Origin of the sequence: Lentzea sp. CA-135723 (assembly GCF_050936595.1) — a bacterium.
Taxonomy (GTDB): domain Bacteria; phylum Actinomycetota; class Actinomycetes; order Mycobacteriales; family Pseudonocardiaceae; genus Lentzea.
The window spans coordinates 5,991,685-6,008,669 of the sequence record NZ_JBNJMK010000001.1; the positions used below are offsets into that span (position 1 = coordinate 5,991,685).

General features: G+C 69.1%; 18 protein-coding genes. 15 read left to right on the forward strand and 3 right to left on the reverse strand.

Annotated elements, in window-relative coordinates; genetic code table 11:
• Positions 1-8 precede the first annotated feature (8 nt).
• From ACQEU1_RS27660 to ACQEU1_RS27680, 5 genes are all read left to right on the forward strand, one after another.
• A complete protein-coding gene (locus ACQEU1_RS27660) occupies positions 9-560 on the forward strand; it encodes a MarR family winged helix-turn-helix transcriptional regulator (RefSeq protein WP_433207642.1) in 552 nt (183 codons plus the stop codon).
• A gap of 154 nt (positions 561-714) precedes the next feature.
• Positions 715-1,944, forward strand: coding sequence for an SdrD B-like domain-containing protein (locus tag ACQEU1_RS27665; RefSeq protein ID WP_433207645.1), 1,230 nt, complete (start codon positions 715-717; stop codon positions 1,942-1,944).
• Positions 1,945-1,965: 21 nt separating this feature from the next.
• Positions 1,966-3,174: an SdrD B-like domain-containing protein gene (locus ACQEU1_RS27670; protein WP_433207648.1), complete on the forward strand. Its 1,209-nt coding sequence runs from the start codon at positions 1,966-1,968 to the stop codon at positions 3,172-3,174.
• 32 nt (positions 3,175-3,206) lie between these two features.
• Positions 3,207-3,587, forward strand: coding sequence for a phage holin family protein (locus tag ACQEU1_RS27675; protein ID WP_433207651.1), 381 nt, complete (start codon positions 3,207-3,209; stop codon positions 3,585-3,587).
• A 72-nt stretch (positions 3,588-3,659) separates the two neighbouring features.
• Positions 3,660-4,439, forward strand: a complete 780-nt coding sequence (locus ACQEU1_RS27680; RefSeq protein WP_433207654.1) for an SdrD B-like domain-containing protein — start codon at positions 3,660-3,662, stop codon at positions 4,437-4,439.
• Between the two features lie 56 nt (positions 4,440-4,495).
• On the opposite strand, the gene ACQEU1_RS27685 is transcribed toward ACQEU1_RS27680, so the two are convergent.
• On the reverse strand, positions 4,496-6,757 hold the full coding sequence (locus ACQEU1_RS27685) for a (Fe-S)-binding protein (RefSeq protein WP_433207657.1): 2,262 nt from the start codon (positions 6,755-6,757) through the stop codon (positions 4,496-4,498).
• Between the two features lie 146 nt (positions 6,758-6,903).
• Between ACQEU1_RS27685 and ACQEU1_RS27690 the strand changes: the two genes are divergently transcribed.
• The 9 genes from ACQEU1_RS27690 to ACQEU1_RS27730 all read left to right on the forward strand — a co-directional run bounded on the left by ACQEU1_RS27690 (position 6,904) and on the right by ACQEU1_RS27730 (position 14,061).
• On the forward strand, positions 6,904-7,227 hold the full coding sequence (locus tag ACQEU1_RS27690; RefSeq protein WP_382441171.1) for a DMT family transporter: 324 nt from the start codon (positions 6,904-6,906) through the stop codon (positions 7,225-7,227).
• A gap of 8 nt (positions 7,228-7,235) precedes the next feature.
• Entirely contained in the window at positions 7,236-7,811 is a 576-nt protein-coding gene (locus ACQEU1_RS27695; protein ID WP_433207660.1) for a TetR/AcrR family transcriptional regulator, read from the forward strand.
• Between the two features lie 5 nt (positions 7,812-7,816).
• A complete protein-coding gene (locus tag ACQEU1_RS27700) occupies positions 7,817-8,371 on the forward strand; it encodes a hypothetical protein (RefSeq protein ID WP_433207663.1) in 555 nt (184 codons plus the stop codon).
• Between the two features lie 82 nt (positions 8,372-8,453).
• Positions 8,454-9,299, forward strand: a complete 846-nt coding sequence (locus tag ACQEU1_RS27705; RefSeq protein WP_433207666.1) for a DUF4097 family beta strand repeat-containing protein — start codon at positions 8,454-8,456, stop codon at positions 9,297-9,299.
• A gap of 181 nt (positions 9,300-9,480) precedes the next feature.
• Entirely contained in the window at positions 9,481-11,349 is a 1,869-nt protein-coding gene (dnaK, locus tag ACQEU1_RS27710) for a molecular chaperone DnaK (protein WP_433207669.1), read from the forward strand.
• Positions 11,346-11,975 carry a nucleotide exchange factor GrpE gene (gene grpE, locus ACQEU1_RS27715; RefSeq protein WP_433207672.1) on the forward strand — a complete coding sequence of 210 codons (630 nt, stop codon included), beginning with the start codon at positions 11,346-11,348 and terminating at the stop codon, positions 11,973-11,975. Before dnaK ends, grpE begins: the two co-directional genes overlap by 4 nt.
• A 17-nt stretch (positions 11,976-11,992) precedes the next feature.
• Positions 11,993-13,165 carry a molecular chaperone DnaJ gene (dnaJ, locus tag ACQEU1_RS27720; RefSeq protein WP_433207675.1) on the forward strand — a complete coding sequence of 391 codons (1,173 nt, stop codon included), beginning with the start codon at positions 11,993-11,995 and terminating at the stop codon, positions 13,163-13,165.
• Between the two features lie 5 nt (positions 13,166-13,170).
• Positions 13,171-13,599, forward strand: coding sequence for a heat shock protein transcriptional repressor HspR (locus ACQEU1_RS27725; RefSeq protein WP_285637061.1), 429 nt, complete (start codon positions 13,171-13,173; stop codon positions 13,597-13,599).
• Between the two features lie 279 nt (positions 13,600-13,878).
• Entirely contained in the window at positions 13,879-14,061 is a 183-nt protein-coding gene (locus ACQEU1_RS27730; protein ID WP_433207678.1) for a hypothetical protein, read from the forward strand.
• A gap of 150 nt (positions 14,062-14,211) precedes the next feature.
• On the opposite strand, the gene ACQEU1_RS27735 is transcribed toward ACQEU1_RS27730, so the two are convergent.
• Entirely contained in the window at positions 14,212-15,111 is a 900-nt protein-coding gene (locus ACQEU1_RS27735; RefSeq protein WP_433207681.1) for an SDR family oxidoreductase, read from the reverse strand.
• A gap of 87 nt (positions 15,112-15,198) precedes the next feature.
• On the opposite strand from ACQEU1_RS27735, the gene ACQEU1_RS27740 reads away from it, so the two are divergent.
• On the forward strand, positions 15,199-15,774 hold the full coding sequence (locus ACQEU1_RS27740) for a TetR/AcrR family transcriptional regulator (protein ID WP_433207684.1): 576 nt from the start codon (positions 15,199-15,201) through the stop codon (positions 15,772-15,774).
• Here the strand turns inward: ACQEU1_RS27740 and glyA are convergent.
• On the reverse strand, positions 15,757-16,974 hold the full coding sequence (gene glyA / locus ACQEU1_RS27745) for a serine hydroxymethyltransferase (RefSeq protein WP_433207687.1): 1,218 nt from the start codon (positions 16,972-16,974) through the stop codon (positions 15,757-15,759). The genes ACQEU1_RS27740 and glyA overlap by 18 nt on opposite strands.
• Positions 16,975-16,985: the final 11 nt, after the last annotated feature.

A 16,985-nucleotide genomic window follows, 5' to 3' on the forward strand; every position in this document is an offset into this window, starting at 1 on the left:
ATCGTGGGATGGGCAAGCGTGGTGCGGACGACACCGATGCCGAGGTCGAGGCGTGGAGGGCCATGGTTCCGGCGATCGATCCGGTGGTCGAGGGCGTGGTCGACCGGGTGCACCAGATCAGCAAGTACCTCGACTTCCTCGCCACGGAGATCGCCGCGCCGCACGGCCTCAACCGCGCCGACTACGAGATCCTCGCCCGCCTCTTCTGGATCGGGCCGCCGCACCGGCTCACGCCCAAGCAGCTCGCGAACGGCACGCTGAGCCCGGCGACCACGATCACGAGCCGCCTCGACCGGCTGGAGAAGGCGGGCCTCGTCGTGCGCGAGCTCGACCCCGCCGACCGCCGTTCGCTGCCCGCCACGCTGACCGACGCCGGCCGCGAGATCTTCCTGCGGATCGTCGCTGGCCAGGCGGAACGCGAGCGCGACCTCTTCACCGCGCTGCCCGGCGCCGACCTGGAGAACCTGCGCGACCTGCTGCGCCAGGTGATGGAGGTGCTGTCCGGCGAGCTCGGCCCCGCCCACCGGCGCACCCGGCTCGCGCTCGACGGCAAGGAGTAATTGCTACGAACTCGTACTATCCGATATCGTGCTAAACGAGAGGGAGGGGTACGAGGATGGGTGGCTATCCGCTGTCCGAGTGATCGGGATCACGCAACACCGGCACCCTCGGGATCCGATTACCCGATTGGAGTAATCGGATCCTGGGGGAACTGTGCGCAAGCTTTGCGCGGCCGCGATGGCGGCCGCTCTCGTCCTGCCCGCGACCGGCCTGAGCGCCGTCGCGCAGGAAGACAAGATCTCCATCAGTGGGCTGGTGTGGTTCGACCACAACGGGGACCGCGCCTCGGCGGGCGAGCCGGTTCTCGCCGGCGAGACGATCGTCCGGCTCAGCAGGGACGGCAGCGACGAGGTCCTCGGCGAGTACGCGACCGACGACAAGGGCGTCTACGCGATCAACGACCTCGCGCCCGGCAAGTACCGCGTGAGCATCACCGACGGGCGTTACGAGCACACCACCGCGCGCAGCGTCGTCACCGAGGGCGGCACCGTCGACTTCGGACTCAAGGGCTACAGCATCGTCGGTCTTTCGTTCTACGACAGGAACAAGGACGGCATCCGCCAGGCCGGCGAGGAGCTGCTCTCGCCCGGCACGCTGAACGGCAAGCCCATCGCGGTGTCCCGGGAGAACGGTCAGTTCAGCGTCGACGACCTGCCCGCGGGCAAGTACGAGTTCGTCGCGGCCGACTACTCGGGCCGCAAGCTGGCACTGGCAGAGCCGAAGGGCAACGACCCGATCGACTGGGCCACCGGCAGGCTCGGCTTCTCGCTCAGCGAGTTCGAGGGACCGTCGCTGCTGTCCGTGCTGTACGTCGATCCCAGCGCCGACGTCGCCCTCGAAGCGTCGCTGGCCAAGGACACCTACCTGGTCGGCGAGCAGATCGACCTCAAGCTCAAGCTGACGAACAAGGGCGACGTGCCGGTCACGCCGTCGTTCCTGCTGGCCGAGTTCGACGAGAAGCTCGTCTCCGTCAGCGACAACGTGGTGGAGCACGGCAACAAGGACTTCGACCTCAAGCACAAGCTGCTGCCCGGCAAGTCCGCGGACGTCGAGCTGAAGTTCGTCCCCCGTGGCACCGATTTCACCGCCGTGTGGCCGTTCGTGGTCTACAACTTCGGCGGTTTCGAGGACGTCGACCGCAAGAACAACAGCGTCAAGATCCCCGTGAAGGTCGTGGAGAAGGTCACCGAGACCACCACGACGACGGCCCCGGCCACCACCGCGCCGACGACCACCACGACCGAGCAGGCCGTGGCCCAGGCGGCCGCGAAGTCGGGTCTCGCGTCCACGGGCGCCTCGCCGCTGGGCTTCCTCGCCCTCGGCACCCTCCTCCTCACGGCCGGCGCCGCCGCGTTCGTCGCGGCCCGCCGCCGCCGTTCCTGAACAACTGTCCTTGGGGGACAAGTGAAGAAGCTCTTCGCCGCTGCGACAACGGCGGCCATCGCACTGACGGCGGGCACACCGGCCCTCGCCCAGGACGCGACGATCAGCATCGAGGGCCAGGCCTGGCTCGACCGCAACACCAATCGCGCCTACGACGAGGGTGAGGTCCTGCTCGCGAACGAACCAGGCGGGACCATCGTCAAGGACGACTCGGGCGAGGTCGTCGCCACCTTCGCGACGGACGCGAACGGCCGGTACGCCGTGAAGGACCTGCCCGCCGGCAAATACCGCGTCGAGCACCCCGTGACCACGCGGTACAACTTCCTCCCCGAGCACCGGACCACTGAGGGCGGCACGGTCCACCTCCGCTTCTACGGCTCGTGGTTCGAGGTGAACTCCTTCCTCGACACCAACCTCGACTTCGTGCGCCAGCCGGACGAGGAACTGCTCGACGCCGGCACCCTCAACGGCAAGCCGTTGCCGAAGCCCGGTGAGGACGGCAAGGTCGTGGTGAACGACCTCCCGTTCGGTGACTTCGTCTACGCCGCCGCGGACCACTCGGCCAGGAACCTCCGTCTGGCCGACGGCGCGACCCGCACGAAGAACTTCAGGCTCGAGAAGTTCGACAACGCCGAGCACCTCGACGCCCGCCACGTCGCGATCAAGGGCGACCTCGCGGTCGAGATGCCGGTGCTGACGCCGTCCAAGGACGTCTACGTCCGCGACGAGGAGGCCGACGTCGTCATCAAGATCACGAACAAGGGTGAGGCGCCGGAGAAGGCCTCGTTCGTGCTGGCGAGCTACTACGCCAAGACGCTGTCGATGAGCGACAACGTCGTGTCGGTCAACGACCGCGGCTACGAGTGGCAGACCAGGGAACCGCTCGCGCCCGGTGCCAGCGTCGACGTGAAGATGCGCGTCAAGTTCGTCGAGGCGAAGGACCAGACGCTGCACGTCATCGTGCAGCCGAGCAGGTTCTTCAAGGAGCCGTTCGGCGACAACGTGGCCATCCGCAAGATCGAGGTCGTCGAGCCGGGCGCGGAGACCACGACGTCCGCCCCGACGTCCACCGCCGCGCCGGCCACCACCGACCAGGCCGTGGCGAAGGCGGGCAACTCCTCCGGTCTCGCGTCCACGGGCGCGTCGCCGCTGGGCTTCCTCGGCCTCGGCGCGCTGCTGCTCGCGGCCGGTGCGAGTGCGTTCTTCGTGGCGCGCCGCCGCCGTTCCTGATCCACACAGGACCACCGCGGTTAGTCTTCGGCATGGGCATCTTGGTGCAAGTGCTGCTGACCGCCGTGGCGGTCTGGGTGTCGACCGCCCTCCCCGGCATCGACCTGGGTGAGGGCTCGACCGGGTCGAGGATCCTGACGCTGATCGGCGTCGCGGTGATCTTCGGCCTGGTCAACGCGATCGTGAAGCCGCTGGTCAAGTTCTTCGGCTGCCTCTTCTACCTGGTGACGCTGGGCCTGATCGGGCTCGTCGTGAACGCGCTGCTGTTCATGCTCACCGGGTGGCTGGCCGAGCAGCTCGACCTGCCGTTCCGCGTCGACGGGTTCTGGCCCGCGTTCTGGGGCGCGATCATCGTCGCTCTGACCGGCTGGGTGCTGAACGTGGTCTACGACAAGGTCACGGGCGAAGACTGAGGCAACCCCGGTGCGGGGTAGCGCGTACCTCTCAGGGAAGGGCAGATTGCCCGACAACTTGGGGGAGTTGAAATGCGTGCTGTGGCAAGGCTTTCCGCACTCGGACTGGCGCTGGCGGCGTCGGCCTTCGTCGTGTCACCGGCGATGGCCGGCGAGCCGGGCGGTGTCGTCACCGGGTCGGCGTGGATCGACAGCAACGGGGACGGCATCCGGCAGCCGGGCGAGCCGCCGCTGGCGGGCTACGGCTTCCTCGTTCCGGGCGTCTACTACGCCGGGACCACCGACGAGAACGGCAACTACCGGATCGAGGACGTCCCGGCCGGCAAGCACGTGGTGACCATGTTCTCCCGTGGCGGTGGGTGGGCGTTCACCAAGAGTGGCCGCGACTCGGACTTCGACCGGAACACCCTGCAGACCCAGGAGTTCACCCTCACGCCGGGTGGCGAGGTCGGTCCGTTCGACGCGGGTTTCGTGAAGGAGCAGTACGACCCGGCTGTCAGCCGTGTGGACGCGCCTCGCTTCATGAAGGTCGGTAGCGAGGTCGACGTCGAGGTCACCTACCGGAACAAGAGCAACATCCCGACGCCGCTGCACGGCATCGCCACGCTGCCGCAGGGGCTGACCCCGTTGTCGACCAACGCACCAGCCGGTTTCATCGACGGGCAGCAGGTCTACCTGTCCAGCATCTACCAGGCGGACACCTTCATCGGCGAGTCGGTCACCTACACGGTGAAGGCGCGGGTGGACGCGCCGATCGACTGCGGTGAGGTCGTCGCGACCGTCGGGACCAACGGCTGGGCCGACACCAACACCAGGAACAACCTCAAGAAGACCCAGATCAGCGCTTCCTGACGAACGAGAACGGCCCCGGTCCGCAGTGGACCGGGGCCGCTCTCGTCGTTGCGCGGTCAGACCTTCGACTTGTCCTCGTCCGGCAGCGGCGTGCCGGTCGGGACCTCGTCGGTGGGGGTGTCCTTCTTCTCCGTGCCCCGCCTCACGGACTCCAGCAGCATCTGCGCCACGTCCACGACCTCGACGTGCGCACCGGCCTGGCCGTCGGACTGCCGCGCGGTCACGCCGTCGGTCAGCATCACGCGGCAGAACGGGCAGCCCGTCGCGATCTTCGACGGCGCGGTGCCGAGCGCCTCGTCCACGCGGTCGAGGTTGATGCGCTTGCCGATCCGCTCCTCCATCCACATGCGGGCGCCACCGGCACCGCAGCACATGGACCGCTCCTCGTGCCGCGGCATCTCGCGCAGCTTCGCGCCCGACGCCCCGATGAGCTCACGCGGTGCCTCGTAGACCTTGTTGTGGCGGCCCAGGTAGCACGGGTCGTGGTAGGTGACGTCCTCGGTGACCGGCGCGACCGGCACCAGGCGGCGTTCGCGCACCAGCTTGTTCAGCAGCTGCGTGTGGTGCACGACCTCGTACGTGCCGCCGACCGACGGGTACTCGTTGGCGAGCGTGTTGAAGCAGTGCGCACACGTCACGACGATCTTGCGCTGACCGGCGGGCCGGTCCTCGAACACCGAGTTGAGCACCTCGACGTTCTGCTGCGCGAGCATCTGGAACAGGAACTCGTTGCCGGCGCGGCGGGCCGGGTCACCGGTGCAGGTCTCCTCCGGGCCGAGCACCGTGTACTTCACATCGGCCGTGTGCAGCAGCTCCGCGACGGCCCGCGTCGTCTTCTTCGCGCGGTCCTCGAACGCGCCGGCGCAGCCGACCCAGAACAGGTACTCCGCGTCGCCCAGGTCGCCGTCGAAGACCGGCACCTCGAACTCCAGGCCCTCGGTCCACGCCAGGCGGTCCTTGGCGTTCTGGCCCCACGGGTTGCCCTTGTTCTCCAGGTTCTTGAACATGCCGCCGAGCTCGGTCGGGAAGTTCGACTCGATCAGCACCTGGTAGCGGCGCATGTCGACGATGTGGTCGACGTGCTCGATGTCCACCGGGCACTGCTCGACGCACGCGCCGCAGGTCGTGCACGACCACAGCACCTCGGGGTCGATGACGCCGAGCTCGTCCGGGCCGCCGATCAGCGGGCGCTCCGACTCGGCCATCGCCAGCACGTCGATGGACTCGAGGCGCTTCTTGTAGTCCTCGTACTTGTCCTCGGTCAGGCCGACCTCGTCACCGGCCATGTCCTTCGAGCCACCGGCCAGCAGGTACGGCGCCTTCGCGTACGCGTGGTCGCGCAGCTGCGTGATGACCAGCTTGGGGGACAACGGCTTGCCGGTGTTCCAGGCGGGGCACTGCGACTGGCAGCGGCCGCACTCGGTGCAGGTGGAGAAGTCGAGCCAGCCCTTCCAGCTGAAGTCCTCGACCTTGCCGACGCCGAACACGTCCTTGTCCGGGTCGGCCTCCTCCAGGTCCAGGACCTCGCCGCCGGACATCATCGGCTTCAGCGCGCCCAGCGCGACGCCACCGTCGTCCTCGCGCTTGAAGTAGATGTTGAAGAACGCCGAGAACCGGTGCCACGCGACGCCCATCGTGAGGTTGCGGCCCACCACGATCAGCCAGATCATGCCGCTCAGCAGCTTGACCAGCGCCATCACCGACACCCAGATGGGCGCGGACGGCAGGATCTGCGCGAGCGGCTGCGTCACGAACGACGTCCACAGCGGGGCGACCTCGAGTCCGCTCGACTGCTTGAACGCCTTGACCAGCAGGATGCCGACGCCCTCGATGATGACGACGGCCTCGACGAAGTACGCGGACTTGAAGTCCGACCCCTGGAACCGCGAGACCCGGTCGGCGCGGCGCGGGTGGTTGCGCTGGCGGATCACCGCGAGGGCCACACCACCGACGACGGTGCCGAGGCCGAGCAGTTCGACCAGCAGCAGCCACACCGACCACGTGCCGATGATCGGCCAGTGGAAGTGCGGGTCGAACACCTCGCCGTACGCCTCGAACAGCACCGCGGAGCCGATGAGGAAGCCCCACATCACCATCCAGTGCCACGGGGCGACCGAACGGAACTTCGCCATCCGGGTGTGCGCGACGAACTCGACGATCATCGTCTTCAGGCGCGGCACGAACGGCCCGAAGCGGGTGCCGTCCGGCTGGCCGAGCCGAATGATCTTGATCTGCTTCAGCACGGCGGCGACGAACACGCCCCAGGCGACGACGCTCACCGCCACGGCGACGAGCCCGAGAACCAGCTGGAGGGTCATGGCGGGAGTCTAGGACAGGTTACTGCTCAGTAACCACTTGGACGTGGCCGGTGTCTCCCCGCGTACCGGTCAAGTTCCCAGAAGTTGATCAAAAACTTATGGAACACTTGTTCAGGTAGTTGTCCTGAGCAGCCCTGGAGGTCGCCGTGCTGTACCTGCTCCTCGTCGCGGCGATCGCGGCGGAGATCGCCGCCACCGTGTCGTTGAAGCTGTCCGAAGGCTTCAGCAGACTGTGGCCGTCCGTGATCGTCGTCGTCGGATACGCCATCGCCTTCACCGCACTTTCGCGCGCGTTGAAGTTGGGTATGCCCGTGGGCGTCGCCTACGCCGTATGGTCCGCAGTCGGCGTTGCCGCCGTTGCGATCATCGGCTGGAAGTTCCTCGGCGAAACCCTCAACCCCACGATGGTCGTCGGCCTGGCGCTGATCATCGGAGGCGTGGTGACGCTCGAACTCGGGAGGACGCACTGACCGCGGCGGTGGAGCACAAGGTGGACGGACGCAAGGCGCGTGGCGAGAAGAAGCGGCGCGCCATCGTCGAGGCCACCCTGCGCGTGATCGAACGAGAGGGCGTCGCGGGCGTGACGCACCGCAGCGTCGCCCGTGAGGCCGGCGTGCCGACGACGGCACCCACCTACTACTTCGCGACGCTCGACGACCTGCTGATCGCCGCGCTGCTGTGGTCGGCGGAAGAGCTGTGCGACGACATGCTCAAGATCGTCGCGTCCGGCGGCACCGCGCGGGAGATCGCGCAGAGCCTCGCGCAGGCGGTGAACGCGAACCGCGGCCGCACGCTCGCCGAGTACGAGCTGTACCTGCTGGCGGGCCGCCGCCCCGAGCTCAAGCCCGCCGCCCGCCGCTGGCTCGACCTGGCCGTGGAGCTCGCGCGCCCGGCCGACCCCGTGGCGTTCCGGGCGTTCCTCGCGGCGATCGACGGCCTGCTGATCCAGGGCCTGATCGCCGACGTTGCTCCGAACGAGGACGAGCTGGAGCCAATCGTGTCCTTCTTGATCCGCGGCCGCGACGATTCCACGGCCGTCCCGCGGGAAGAATAGGAACCATGAAGTTCGCGCGAGAGGTGTCCGGCATCAGCCACGGGGTGAGCCTCGGGCTGCTCGCCGCGCTCTACGTCCGCGACTCGCTGGCGTTGTCCGTCGACGTCGAGCCGCACGTGCCGGGCCTGGAGCCCTCGTTGCCGGTGCAGGTGCCGCTCGGCACCGACCGCGCGGCCGTGACCGCCGAGTGGCCCGGCTGGTGGGCCGACGCGCTCGACGCGTGCACCCGAGGCGCCGAGTCCCCGACCCCGGAGGACGCTCCGGCGCTGCTGACCCGCCCGGCGAGCCGTGCCGCGGTGCTGACCCTGAAGCCCGGCATCGAACAGCTGCACCGCGTGCAGAGCCCCGCCGCGTTGCCCATCGGGGACGTGCTGCGCGGCATCGAGTCGCGCATCGGCCGGTGGGCGCAGAGCGTCGAGCTGCACATCGCCGAGGTGCCGGTCGAGGGCTACCTGTGGGAACGCATCGCGCCCGCGCACGTGCTGGCGTCCACCCGCTTCCTCAACGACCCGGCTCGCACGGCGCCGGCGTTGCGCGCCGTTCTCGAAGACCTGGTCTGAAGACCCGGTAGGGGTAGCCCCACCCCACCTTCGGGGGCTTGCAGCCGTGTTCCTGAGCCGTGCCGCCTCTAGTTTTGAGCCCATGATGAGGACAGCGCTGGTGGCGTTGGTTGTGGGGGCGGTGCTCGCGGTCGCGACCGGCTGCGGTGGCATCCGCATCATGAAGTACGAGTTCTCCGACGACCACGTGGTCGCGGAGACGTTCAAGTCGGTCAAGGTCCGCAGCGACCAGGACTCCGGCGACGTGACGATCCGGTACCAGCAGGGGCTGACCGAGACGAAGATCCACCGCCGGATCGAGCACCACCGGGACAACAAGCCGACCGACGTCAAGCACCGCGTCGAGGGGGACGCGCTGGTGCTGGACGGCTGCGGCCGCAACTGCGAGATCAACTACGAGGTCCTGGTGCCGAGCGCGGACATCACGGTGCAGGGCGACAACGGCTCGGGGGACGCGCTCTTCGAAGGCGTGGCCGCGGTGGACTACCGGACCGGGTCCGGCGACGTGAAGGTCAGGGACGTCAAGGGGGACGTCCGCGCCACCTCGGGGTCGGGGGACTTCGAGTTCAGCCGCGTCGACGGCGGGCTCATCGTGGAGGTCAGCTCCGGGAACGTGATCCTCGACCGGATCAAGGGCAAGTCGATGGTCGTGACCCACTCCGGTGACATCACCGGCACCGGGATCGACAACGACTTCACCGCCGACGCGTCCTCGGGCAACGTCTCGCTGACGTTCCTGTCGACGCGGTCGGTGCGGGCGAACTCCGGTTCCGGCGACATCAACCTGCGGATTCCCGGCGGCCCGTTCAAGATCGAGGGCAACTCGGGCAGCGGCGACCGGATGTTCAACGTGCCGACCGATCCGGCGTCGAAGACCGAGCTCCAGCTGTCCACCGGGTCGGGGGACGTCCGCGTGATCGGCATCTGAAGCCGGGTCACTGTGTCGAGGGCCACTCCACAAGGGGTGGCCCTCAGTGCGTTCTGAGGGAACAACCAGAGTTCTCCGGTCGTTGGGCCAGTCAGAAAGCTTGAGTCGGGTAGGCTCAGGTTTGAGCGGATGGCAAACTTGAGCCAGCAACGCTCAACAAGTACTAGCGGAAGGAACTCCAATGGCGCGTGCAGTCGGCATCGACTTGGGGACGACCAACTCCGTCGTCGCCGTTCTCGAAGGCGGTGAGCCGACGGTCATCGCCAACTCGGAGGGCTCCAGGACGACCCCGTCCATCGTCGCGTTCGCCAAGAACGGCGAGGTCCTCGTGGGTCAGCCCGCGAAGAACCAGGCCGTCACCAACGTCGACCGCACCATCCGGTCGGTCAAGCGGCACGTCGGCACCAACTGGAAGACCGACGAGATCGACGGCAAGCAGTACACCTCGCAGGAGATCTCCGCGCGCGTGCTGATGAAGCTCAAGCGCGACGCCGAGGCGTACCTCGGTGAGGAGATCACCGACGCCGTCATCACCGTCCCCGCCTACTTCGAGGACGCGCAGCGCCAGGCCACCAAGGAGGCCGGCCAGATCGCGGGCCTCAACGTGCTCCGCATCGTCAACGAGCCGACGTCGGCCGCGCTGGCGTACGGCCTCGACAAGGGCGAGAAGGAGCAGACCATCCTGGTCTTCGACCTCGGTGGCGGCACGTTCGACGTCTCGCTGCTCGAGCTCGGTGACGGCGTGGTCGAGGTCCGGGCGACCTCCGGTGACAACCACCTCGGTGGCGACGACTGGGACCAGCGCGTCGTCGACTGGCTGGTCGAGCGCTTCAAGCAGGCCAACGGCATCGACCTGACCAAGGACAAGATGGCCCTGCAGCGGATCCGCGAGGCCGCCGAGAAGGCCAAGATCGAGCTGTCCAGCTCGTCGCAGGCGTCGATCAACCTGCCGTACATCACGGTGGACGGCGACAAGAACCCGCTGTTCCTCGACGAGACGCTGTCGCGCGCCGAGTTCCAGCGGATCACGAACGACCTGCTGGAGCGCACCCGCGCGCCGTTCAACAACGTGATCAAGGACGCCAACATCTCCGTCGGCGACATCGACCACGTCGTGCTCGTCGGTGGCTCCACCCGCATGCCCGCCGTCGGTGAGCTCGTCAAGGAGCTGACCGGTGGCCGCGAGCCCAACAAGGGCGTGAACCCGGACGAGGTCGTCGCCGTCGGCGCCGCCCTGCAGGCCGGTGTCCTCAAGGGCGAGGTCAAGGACGTCCTGCTGCTCGACGTCACCCCGCTGTCCCTCGGCATCGAGACCAAGGGCGGCATCATGACCAAGCTGATCGAGCGCAACACCACGATCCCGACGAAGCGCTCCGAGACCTTCACGACGGCCGACGACAACCAGCCGTCCGTGCAGATCCAGGTCTTCCAGGGCGAGCGCGAGATCGCGGCGCACAACAAGAAGCTCGGCATGTTCGAGCTGACCGGCCTGCCGCCCGCCCCGCGTGGCGTGCCGCAGATCGAGGTCACCTTCGACATCGACGCGAACGGCATCGTCCACGTCTTCGCGAAGGACCTGGGCACCGGCAAGGAGCAGTCGATGACGATCACCGGTGGCTCCGCGCTGCCGAAGGACGACATCGACCGCATGGTGAAGGACGCCGAGGCCCACGCGGAGGAGGACAAGCGCCGCCGCGAGGAGGCCGAGGTCCGCAACCAGGCCGAGACGCTCGTCTACCAGACGGAGAAGGTCGTCAAGGAGAACGACGACAAGCTCCCCGCCGAGATCAAGGACAAGGTCAACGCCGCGATCGCGGAGGCGACCGAGGCGCTCAAGGGCACCGACATCAACGCCATCAAGACGGCGGTCGAGAAGCTCGCGACCGAGTCCCAGGCCATCGGCCAGGCGATCTACGCCAACGCTCCTGGTGCTCAGGGCGCCGAGGCCCCCGGTGCGGACGCGCCGGGTGCCGCGGGTGCCGGTGCGGGCGCCAAGAAGGACGATGACGTCGTCGACGCCGAGATCGTGGACGAGGACGAGAAGAAGTGACCGAACCGAGGCACGCCGCCCCCGACGAGGAGCAGCCTCAGGTCGTCGTGAACGACCGGCGCCGGATCGACCCGGAAACGGGCGAGGTCCGGCCGCCGGCCCACGCGGCTCCCGAGGAAGGCGCTGCTCCGGAAGAGCCCCTGGTCGCCGAGGTCGTGGACGAGGTGGCCGCCGAGCTGAAGACCCAGCTCGACGAGCGCACCGCCGACCTGCAGCGGCTCACCGCCGAGTACGCGAACTACCGCAAGCGGGTGGAACGCGACCGCGAGGCAGTGATCAACAACGCGAAGGCGACCGTCGCCGGCGAGCTGCTGTCGGTGCTGGACGACATCGAACGGGCCGCCGCGCACGGCGACCTGACCGGTGCGTTCAAGGCCGTGGCGGACAAGCTCGTGTCCACGTTGCAGAAGACCGGCCTCGAGCCGTTCGCGCACGAGGGCGAGGCGTTCGACCCGTCGGTGCACGAGGCCGTGCAGCACAGCACGTCCCCGGACGTCGACGGACCGACGGTCACCGCGGTGCTGCGCCGCGGCTACACCTTCGGCGAGAAGCTCGTCCGCCCCGCGCTTGTCGCGGTGACCGACCACGAGCCCGGTGCCGCGCCGGCTCCGGCTGAAGAAGCGTAGGGAGGAGGAGACGTCCGGTGAGTGCTAGGGACTGGATCGAGAAGGACTTCTACCGCGAGCTGGGCGTCTCCTCCGACGCGTCGGCCGACGAGATCAAGAAGTCGTACCGCAAGCTCGCGCGCGAGCTGCACCCGGACGCGAACCCCGGCGACGCCAAGGCGGAAGCCCGCTTCAAGGCGGTCTCCGAGGCCTACGGCGTGCTGTCGGACGCGGCCAAGCGCAAGCAGTACGACGAGGCCCGCCGCCTGTTCGCGGGCGGTGGCGGCTTCCCCGGCTCCGGCGGCTTCGGCTCCGGCGGGTTCGACGTCAACGACCTGTTCGGCCGTGCCGCGCAGGGCACCGGTGGCAGCGGCGGCGGGCTGGGCGACCTGCTCGGCGGCCTGTTCAACCGGCGAGGCGGAGGCACGGCCCCCGGCTCGGCCACGCGCCCGCGTCGTGGCGAGGACGTCGAGACCGACGTCCGCATCGACTTCACCGAGGCGGTGAAGGGCGCGACGGTGCCGCTGCGCCTGTCGTCCCCCGCCGCCTGCACCACCTGCAACGGTTCCGGCGCCAAGCCCGGCACCACCCCGCACACCTGCGCGACCTGCTCGGGTTCCGGCCTGGTCACCCGCTCGCAGGGTGCCTTCGCGTTCAGCGAGCCGTGCCGCGACTGCCGCGGCACCGGCCGGATCATCGACGACCCGTGCCCCGAGTGCGGCGGCGACGGCGTCAGCACCCGCACCCGCACGCTCACCGTGCGGATCCCGTCGGGCGTCGACGACGGCCAGCGCATCCGCCTCGCCGGCCAGGGCGAACCGGGCCGCAACGGCGGACCGTCCGGCGACCTGTTCGTGCGCGTGCACGTCAACCCGCACAGCGTCTTCGGCCGCCAGGGCAACGACCTGACGCTCAAGGCCGCGATGACGTTCGACGAGCTCGCACTCGGAACGACGTTGACCGTGCCGACCCTGGACGGCAAGGTGACCTTGAAGGTGCCGGCGGGCACCGCCTCCGGGCGAGTGCTGCGGGCGCGGGGCAAGGGGATCACGAAGCGCGACGGCACTTCGGGCGATCTCCTGATCACCCTGGAGGTCGCGGTGCCGAACAACCTGTCGTCCGAGGCCCGCAAGGCCCTGGAGGCGTACGCCGAAGTGACGCGGGACCACGACCCCCGCAGCGAACTGAACGCACTTCTTGAAGGGCGGTGAGTTCGGTGGGTTTTCCGTTCCCTCCCGGGACCGATGAGGACACGCCGTTCTTCGTGATCTCGGTGGCAGCCCAGCTGTCCGGCCTGCACGCCCAGACCCTCCGGTCCTACGACCGGATGGGCCTGGTCTCCCCGGGCCGCACCTCCGGCGGCGGCCGCCGCTACTCGATGCGCGACATCGTGCTGCTGCGCGAGGTCCAACGCCTCTCCCAGGACGAGGGCGTCAACCTCGCCGGCATCAAGCGCATCATCGACCTGGAAAACCAGGTGGACGCCCTGAGGTCGCGGGTGGTCGAGCTCCAGCAGGAACTCGCCCAGGCCCTGGCGGCAGCCGACTCCACAGCCGCCGCGGTCCACGCCTCCTACCGCCGCGACCTGGTGCCGATCCGCCAGGAGACCGCCCTGGTGGTCTGGAAACCCAAGCCGCGCAAGTGATCTGACGGTTCGGCCGAAGCTTTCGCGACGCCGCGCCCACCGAGCTGGTCGAGTTTTCTGCGACCACCGCGGGGGCGCGGCGTCGCGCTTCAGCCGGCTTCCTTCGCCTCCTACCCTCCGCCGCGCCACCTGCTTTTCGCTGCACCACTTGCCTTCTGTCGCGCCATCCACCTTTCACCGGACCCCCGAGAAGCTCGGCAAACCGAAGGTCCAGCCACCCGGACGGGTGAACCTCGTCCTGATTCACGCCTGGCCCCGTCTAGTAGATGTCCGGAAACCATGATCACCTTCCCCCGCAAGCGGAAGGGGGCGGGCGGCGGCGAGAAGGGGCGGACGAAGCGACCGGCGTTCGAGCAGCAGCACGAAGCCACGCCGGCCAGGTCGGCAGGCCAGGTGTTCGAAGGCCAGGACGATGGCGCGTCACGCGCGTGGAACAGCGGCGGGAACCCCTGCCCTGCTTGAGGAAGCGGCTCGCCACGTCGGCTGCCCGTGAGGAAGCGGCTTGCCGCGTCGGCTGCCTGTGAGGAAGCGCCTCGCCACCTCGGCTGCCCGTGAGGAAGCGCCTCGCCGTGAGCTCGACGGCTCAGCTGCTCCCCACCGCGAGCTCGAAGCTCAGCCCTGCTCGAAGTAGAACCCGCTCTCCAGGTCCTCCAGCAGCCCGGGCCCCGTCGGCTCCCAGCCCAGCAACGCCTTCGTGCGCTCGGCGGACGTCGGCGCGTCCCGCGACACCATGAACGCCAGCGGGCCGAAGTGCTCCTGCCCGCGCTCGGCCGGGATGCTCTCGACCGGCACGCCCAGCTTCCGCCCGATCACCTCGGCGATCTCCCGCATGGTGATCGCCTCCTCGCCGACCGCGTGCAGCACCGAACCCGCCGGCGCCTTCTCCGCCGCCAGCCGGTAGAGGCGCGCCGCGTCCCTCGTGTGGCCTGCCGACCAGCGGTTGGTGCCGTCGCCGGGGTAGCCGGAGATGCCTGTGGCGCGGGCGGTGCGGACCAGGATCGGGATGAAGCCGGCCGTGTCGAGTTCACTGTGGACGGTCGGCGGCAGCACCACGACCGAGCCGCGCAGGCCCGTGGCGTCGAGGATCGCGTTGCGGGCGGCGCCGCGCGGGCCCTCGCTGGGGATCCGCTCCTCCTCGGTGGCCGTGCGGCCCAGGCCGGAGTACGACAGCGTGCCGCCGGTGCCCACCAGCGCCTTGCCGGTGCCGGACAGCTCGTCGAGGAACGCGTGCACCACGGCGAGGTCGGCTTCCGAGGCGCCCTGGTAGTCGCCCGCGTACATCTCCTCGTGCTTGAACGCCAGGTGGATCACGGCGTCCGCCTCGGCCGCTCCCTTGCGCAGGCCGTCGAGGTCGTCCAGGTCGCCGCGCTGGACCGTCACCCCCTGGGCTTCCAGCTTGGCGGCGGAGGTGTCGGAGCGGGCCAGGCCGACGACCTGGTGGCCGGCGCCCAGCAGTTCGGGGACCAGTGCTGAGCCGACGTGGCCGCTGGCGCCCGTGACGAAGACCTTCATGGCACATCCTTGAAAAAGTGATGGGACTTGGTCTCATCAACCGTAGCAGAGTGATGGGACTTAGTCGCATCACTTAGGATGTGGGGCATGGGTCGATGGGAGCCGGACGCGCGGGATCGGTTGGTGCGCGCGGCGCTCGACCTGTTCAGCGAGCAGGGGTACGAGAACACCGCCGTCGCGCAGATCGCCGAGCGCGCCGGGCTCACGAAGAGCACGTTCTTCCGGCACTTCCGCGACAAGCGCGAGGTGTTGTTCGGCGGGCAGGACGTGCTGGCCGAGCTCATGACCGGTGCCATCGCCGCGGCCGGGCCGGAGGTGGGGCCGTTGGAGGCGGTCGAGGCGGCGCTGGTGGCCACCGCGGAGACGTTCACCGAGCAGCGGCGGGCGCACGGGGCGCAGCGGCTCGAGGTGATCGCGGGCAACGACGAGCTGCGGGAGCGGTCCGCGTTGAAGATGGTCGGGTTCGCCGTCGCGATGACGGACGCGCTGCAGCGGCGCGGGGTGCCGGAGCTGGAGGCTTCGGTGGCCGCCGAGCTGGGCGTGCTGGCGTTCAACCACGGCTACGAGCGGTGGCTGCCGTCCGGCGGGGACTTCGGGGAGGTCGCCCGCCGGACGTTCAGCGAGGTGCGGGAAGCAGCCGGCAGGCTAGAGCGAGGCGAGTAGCTCGCCGACCTCGGCCGCGATGCGGTCGAGCGCCTGGTCGTTGTCGTGGGCGGCGATCGCGCGGTCCATCCAGTCCGCGATCAACGGCATCTGCTCCGGCTTCAGGCCGCGCGTCGTGATCTCCGGCGTGCCGAGCCGGATGCCGGACGGGTCGAACGGCTTGCGGGTGTCGAACGGCACCGCGTTGTAGTTCAGCTCGATGCCCGCGCGGTCCAGCGCCTGCGCGGCCGGCTTGCCCGCGATCAGCTTCGACGTCAGGTCGATCAGCACCAGGTGGTTGTCGGTGCCGCCGGAGACCAGGTCGAACCCGCGCTCCAGCAACGCCTCGGCGAGCGCATGGGCGTTGCGCACGATCATCTGCGCGTAGTCGCGGAACTCGGGCCGCGCGGCTTCCTTGAGCGCCACGGCGATGGCGGCCGTGGTGTGGTTGTGCGGACCGCCCTGAAGGCTGGGGAAGACCGCGCGGTCGATCGCCTTCGCGTGCGCGGCGTCGGTGAGGATCATGGCGCCCCGCGGCCCGCGCAACGTCTTGTGCGTGGTCGTGGTGATCACCGGCGCGTGCCCGACCGGCGACGGGTGCGCACCGCCCGCGACCAGCCCGGCGATGTGCGCGATGTCGGCGACGAGCAGCGCGCCGACCTCCTGGGCGATCTCGGCGAACGCCGGGAAGTCGATCGTGCGCGGGATCGCCGTGCCGCCGCAGAAGATCACCTTCGGACGTTCGATCTGCGCCAGCGTGCGGACCTCGTCCATGTCGACGCGGCCGGTCTCCTTGCGGACCTCGTACTGGACGCTGCGGAACCACTTCCCCGTGGCCGAGACGCTCCAGCCGTGCGTGAGGTGGCCGCCCATCGGCAGGGACATGCCCATCACGGTGTCGCCGGGGTTCAGGAACGCGAGGTACACGGCGAGGTTCGCGGGAGAGCCCGAGTAGGGCTGCACGTTCGCGTGCTCGACGCCGAAGAGCGCCTTCGCCCGTTCCTGTGCCAGCAGTTCGACCTGGTCGATGACCTGCTGGCCCTCGTAGTACCGCTTGCCGGGGTAGCCCTCGGAGTACTTGTTCGTCAGCACCGAGCCTGTTGCCTCAAGCACGGCCTGCGACACGTCGTTCTCCGACGCGATCATGCGCAGCTTGCTGGCCTGACGACGTTCCTCGGCCTGGATCAGGGCGGCGATCTCTGGATCGGCTTCGCGCAGCACGGCATCACTCC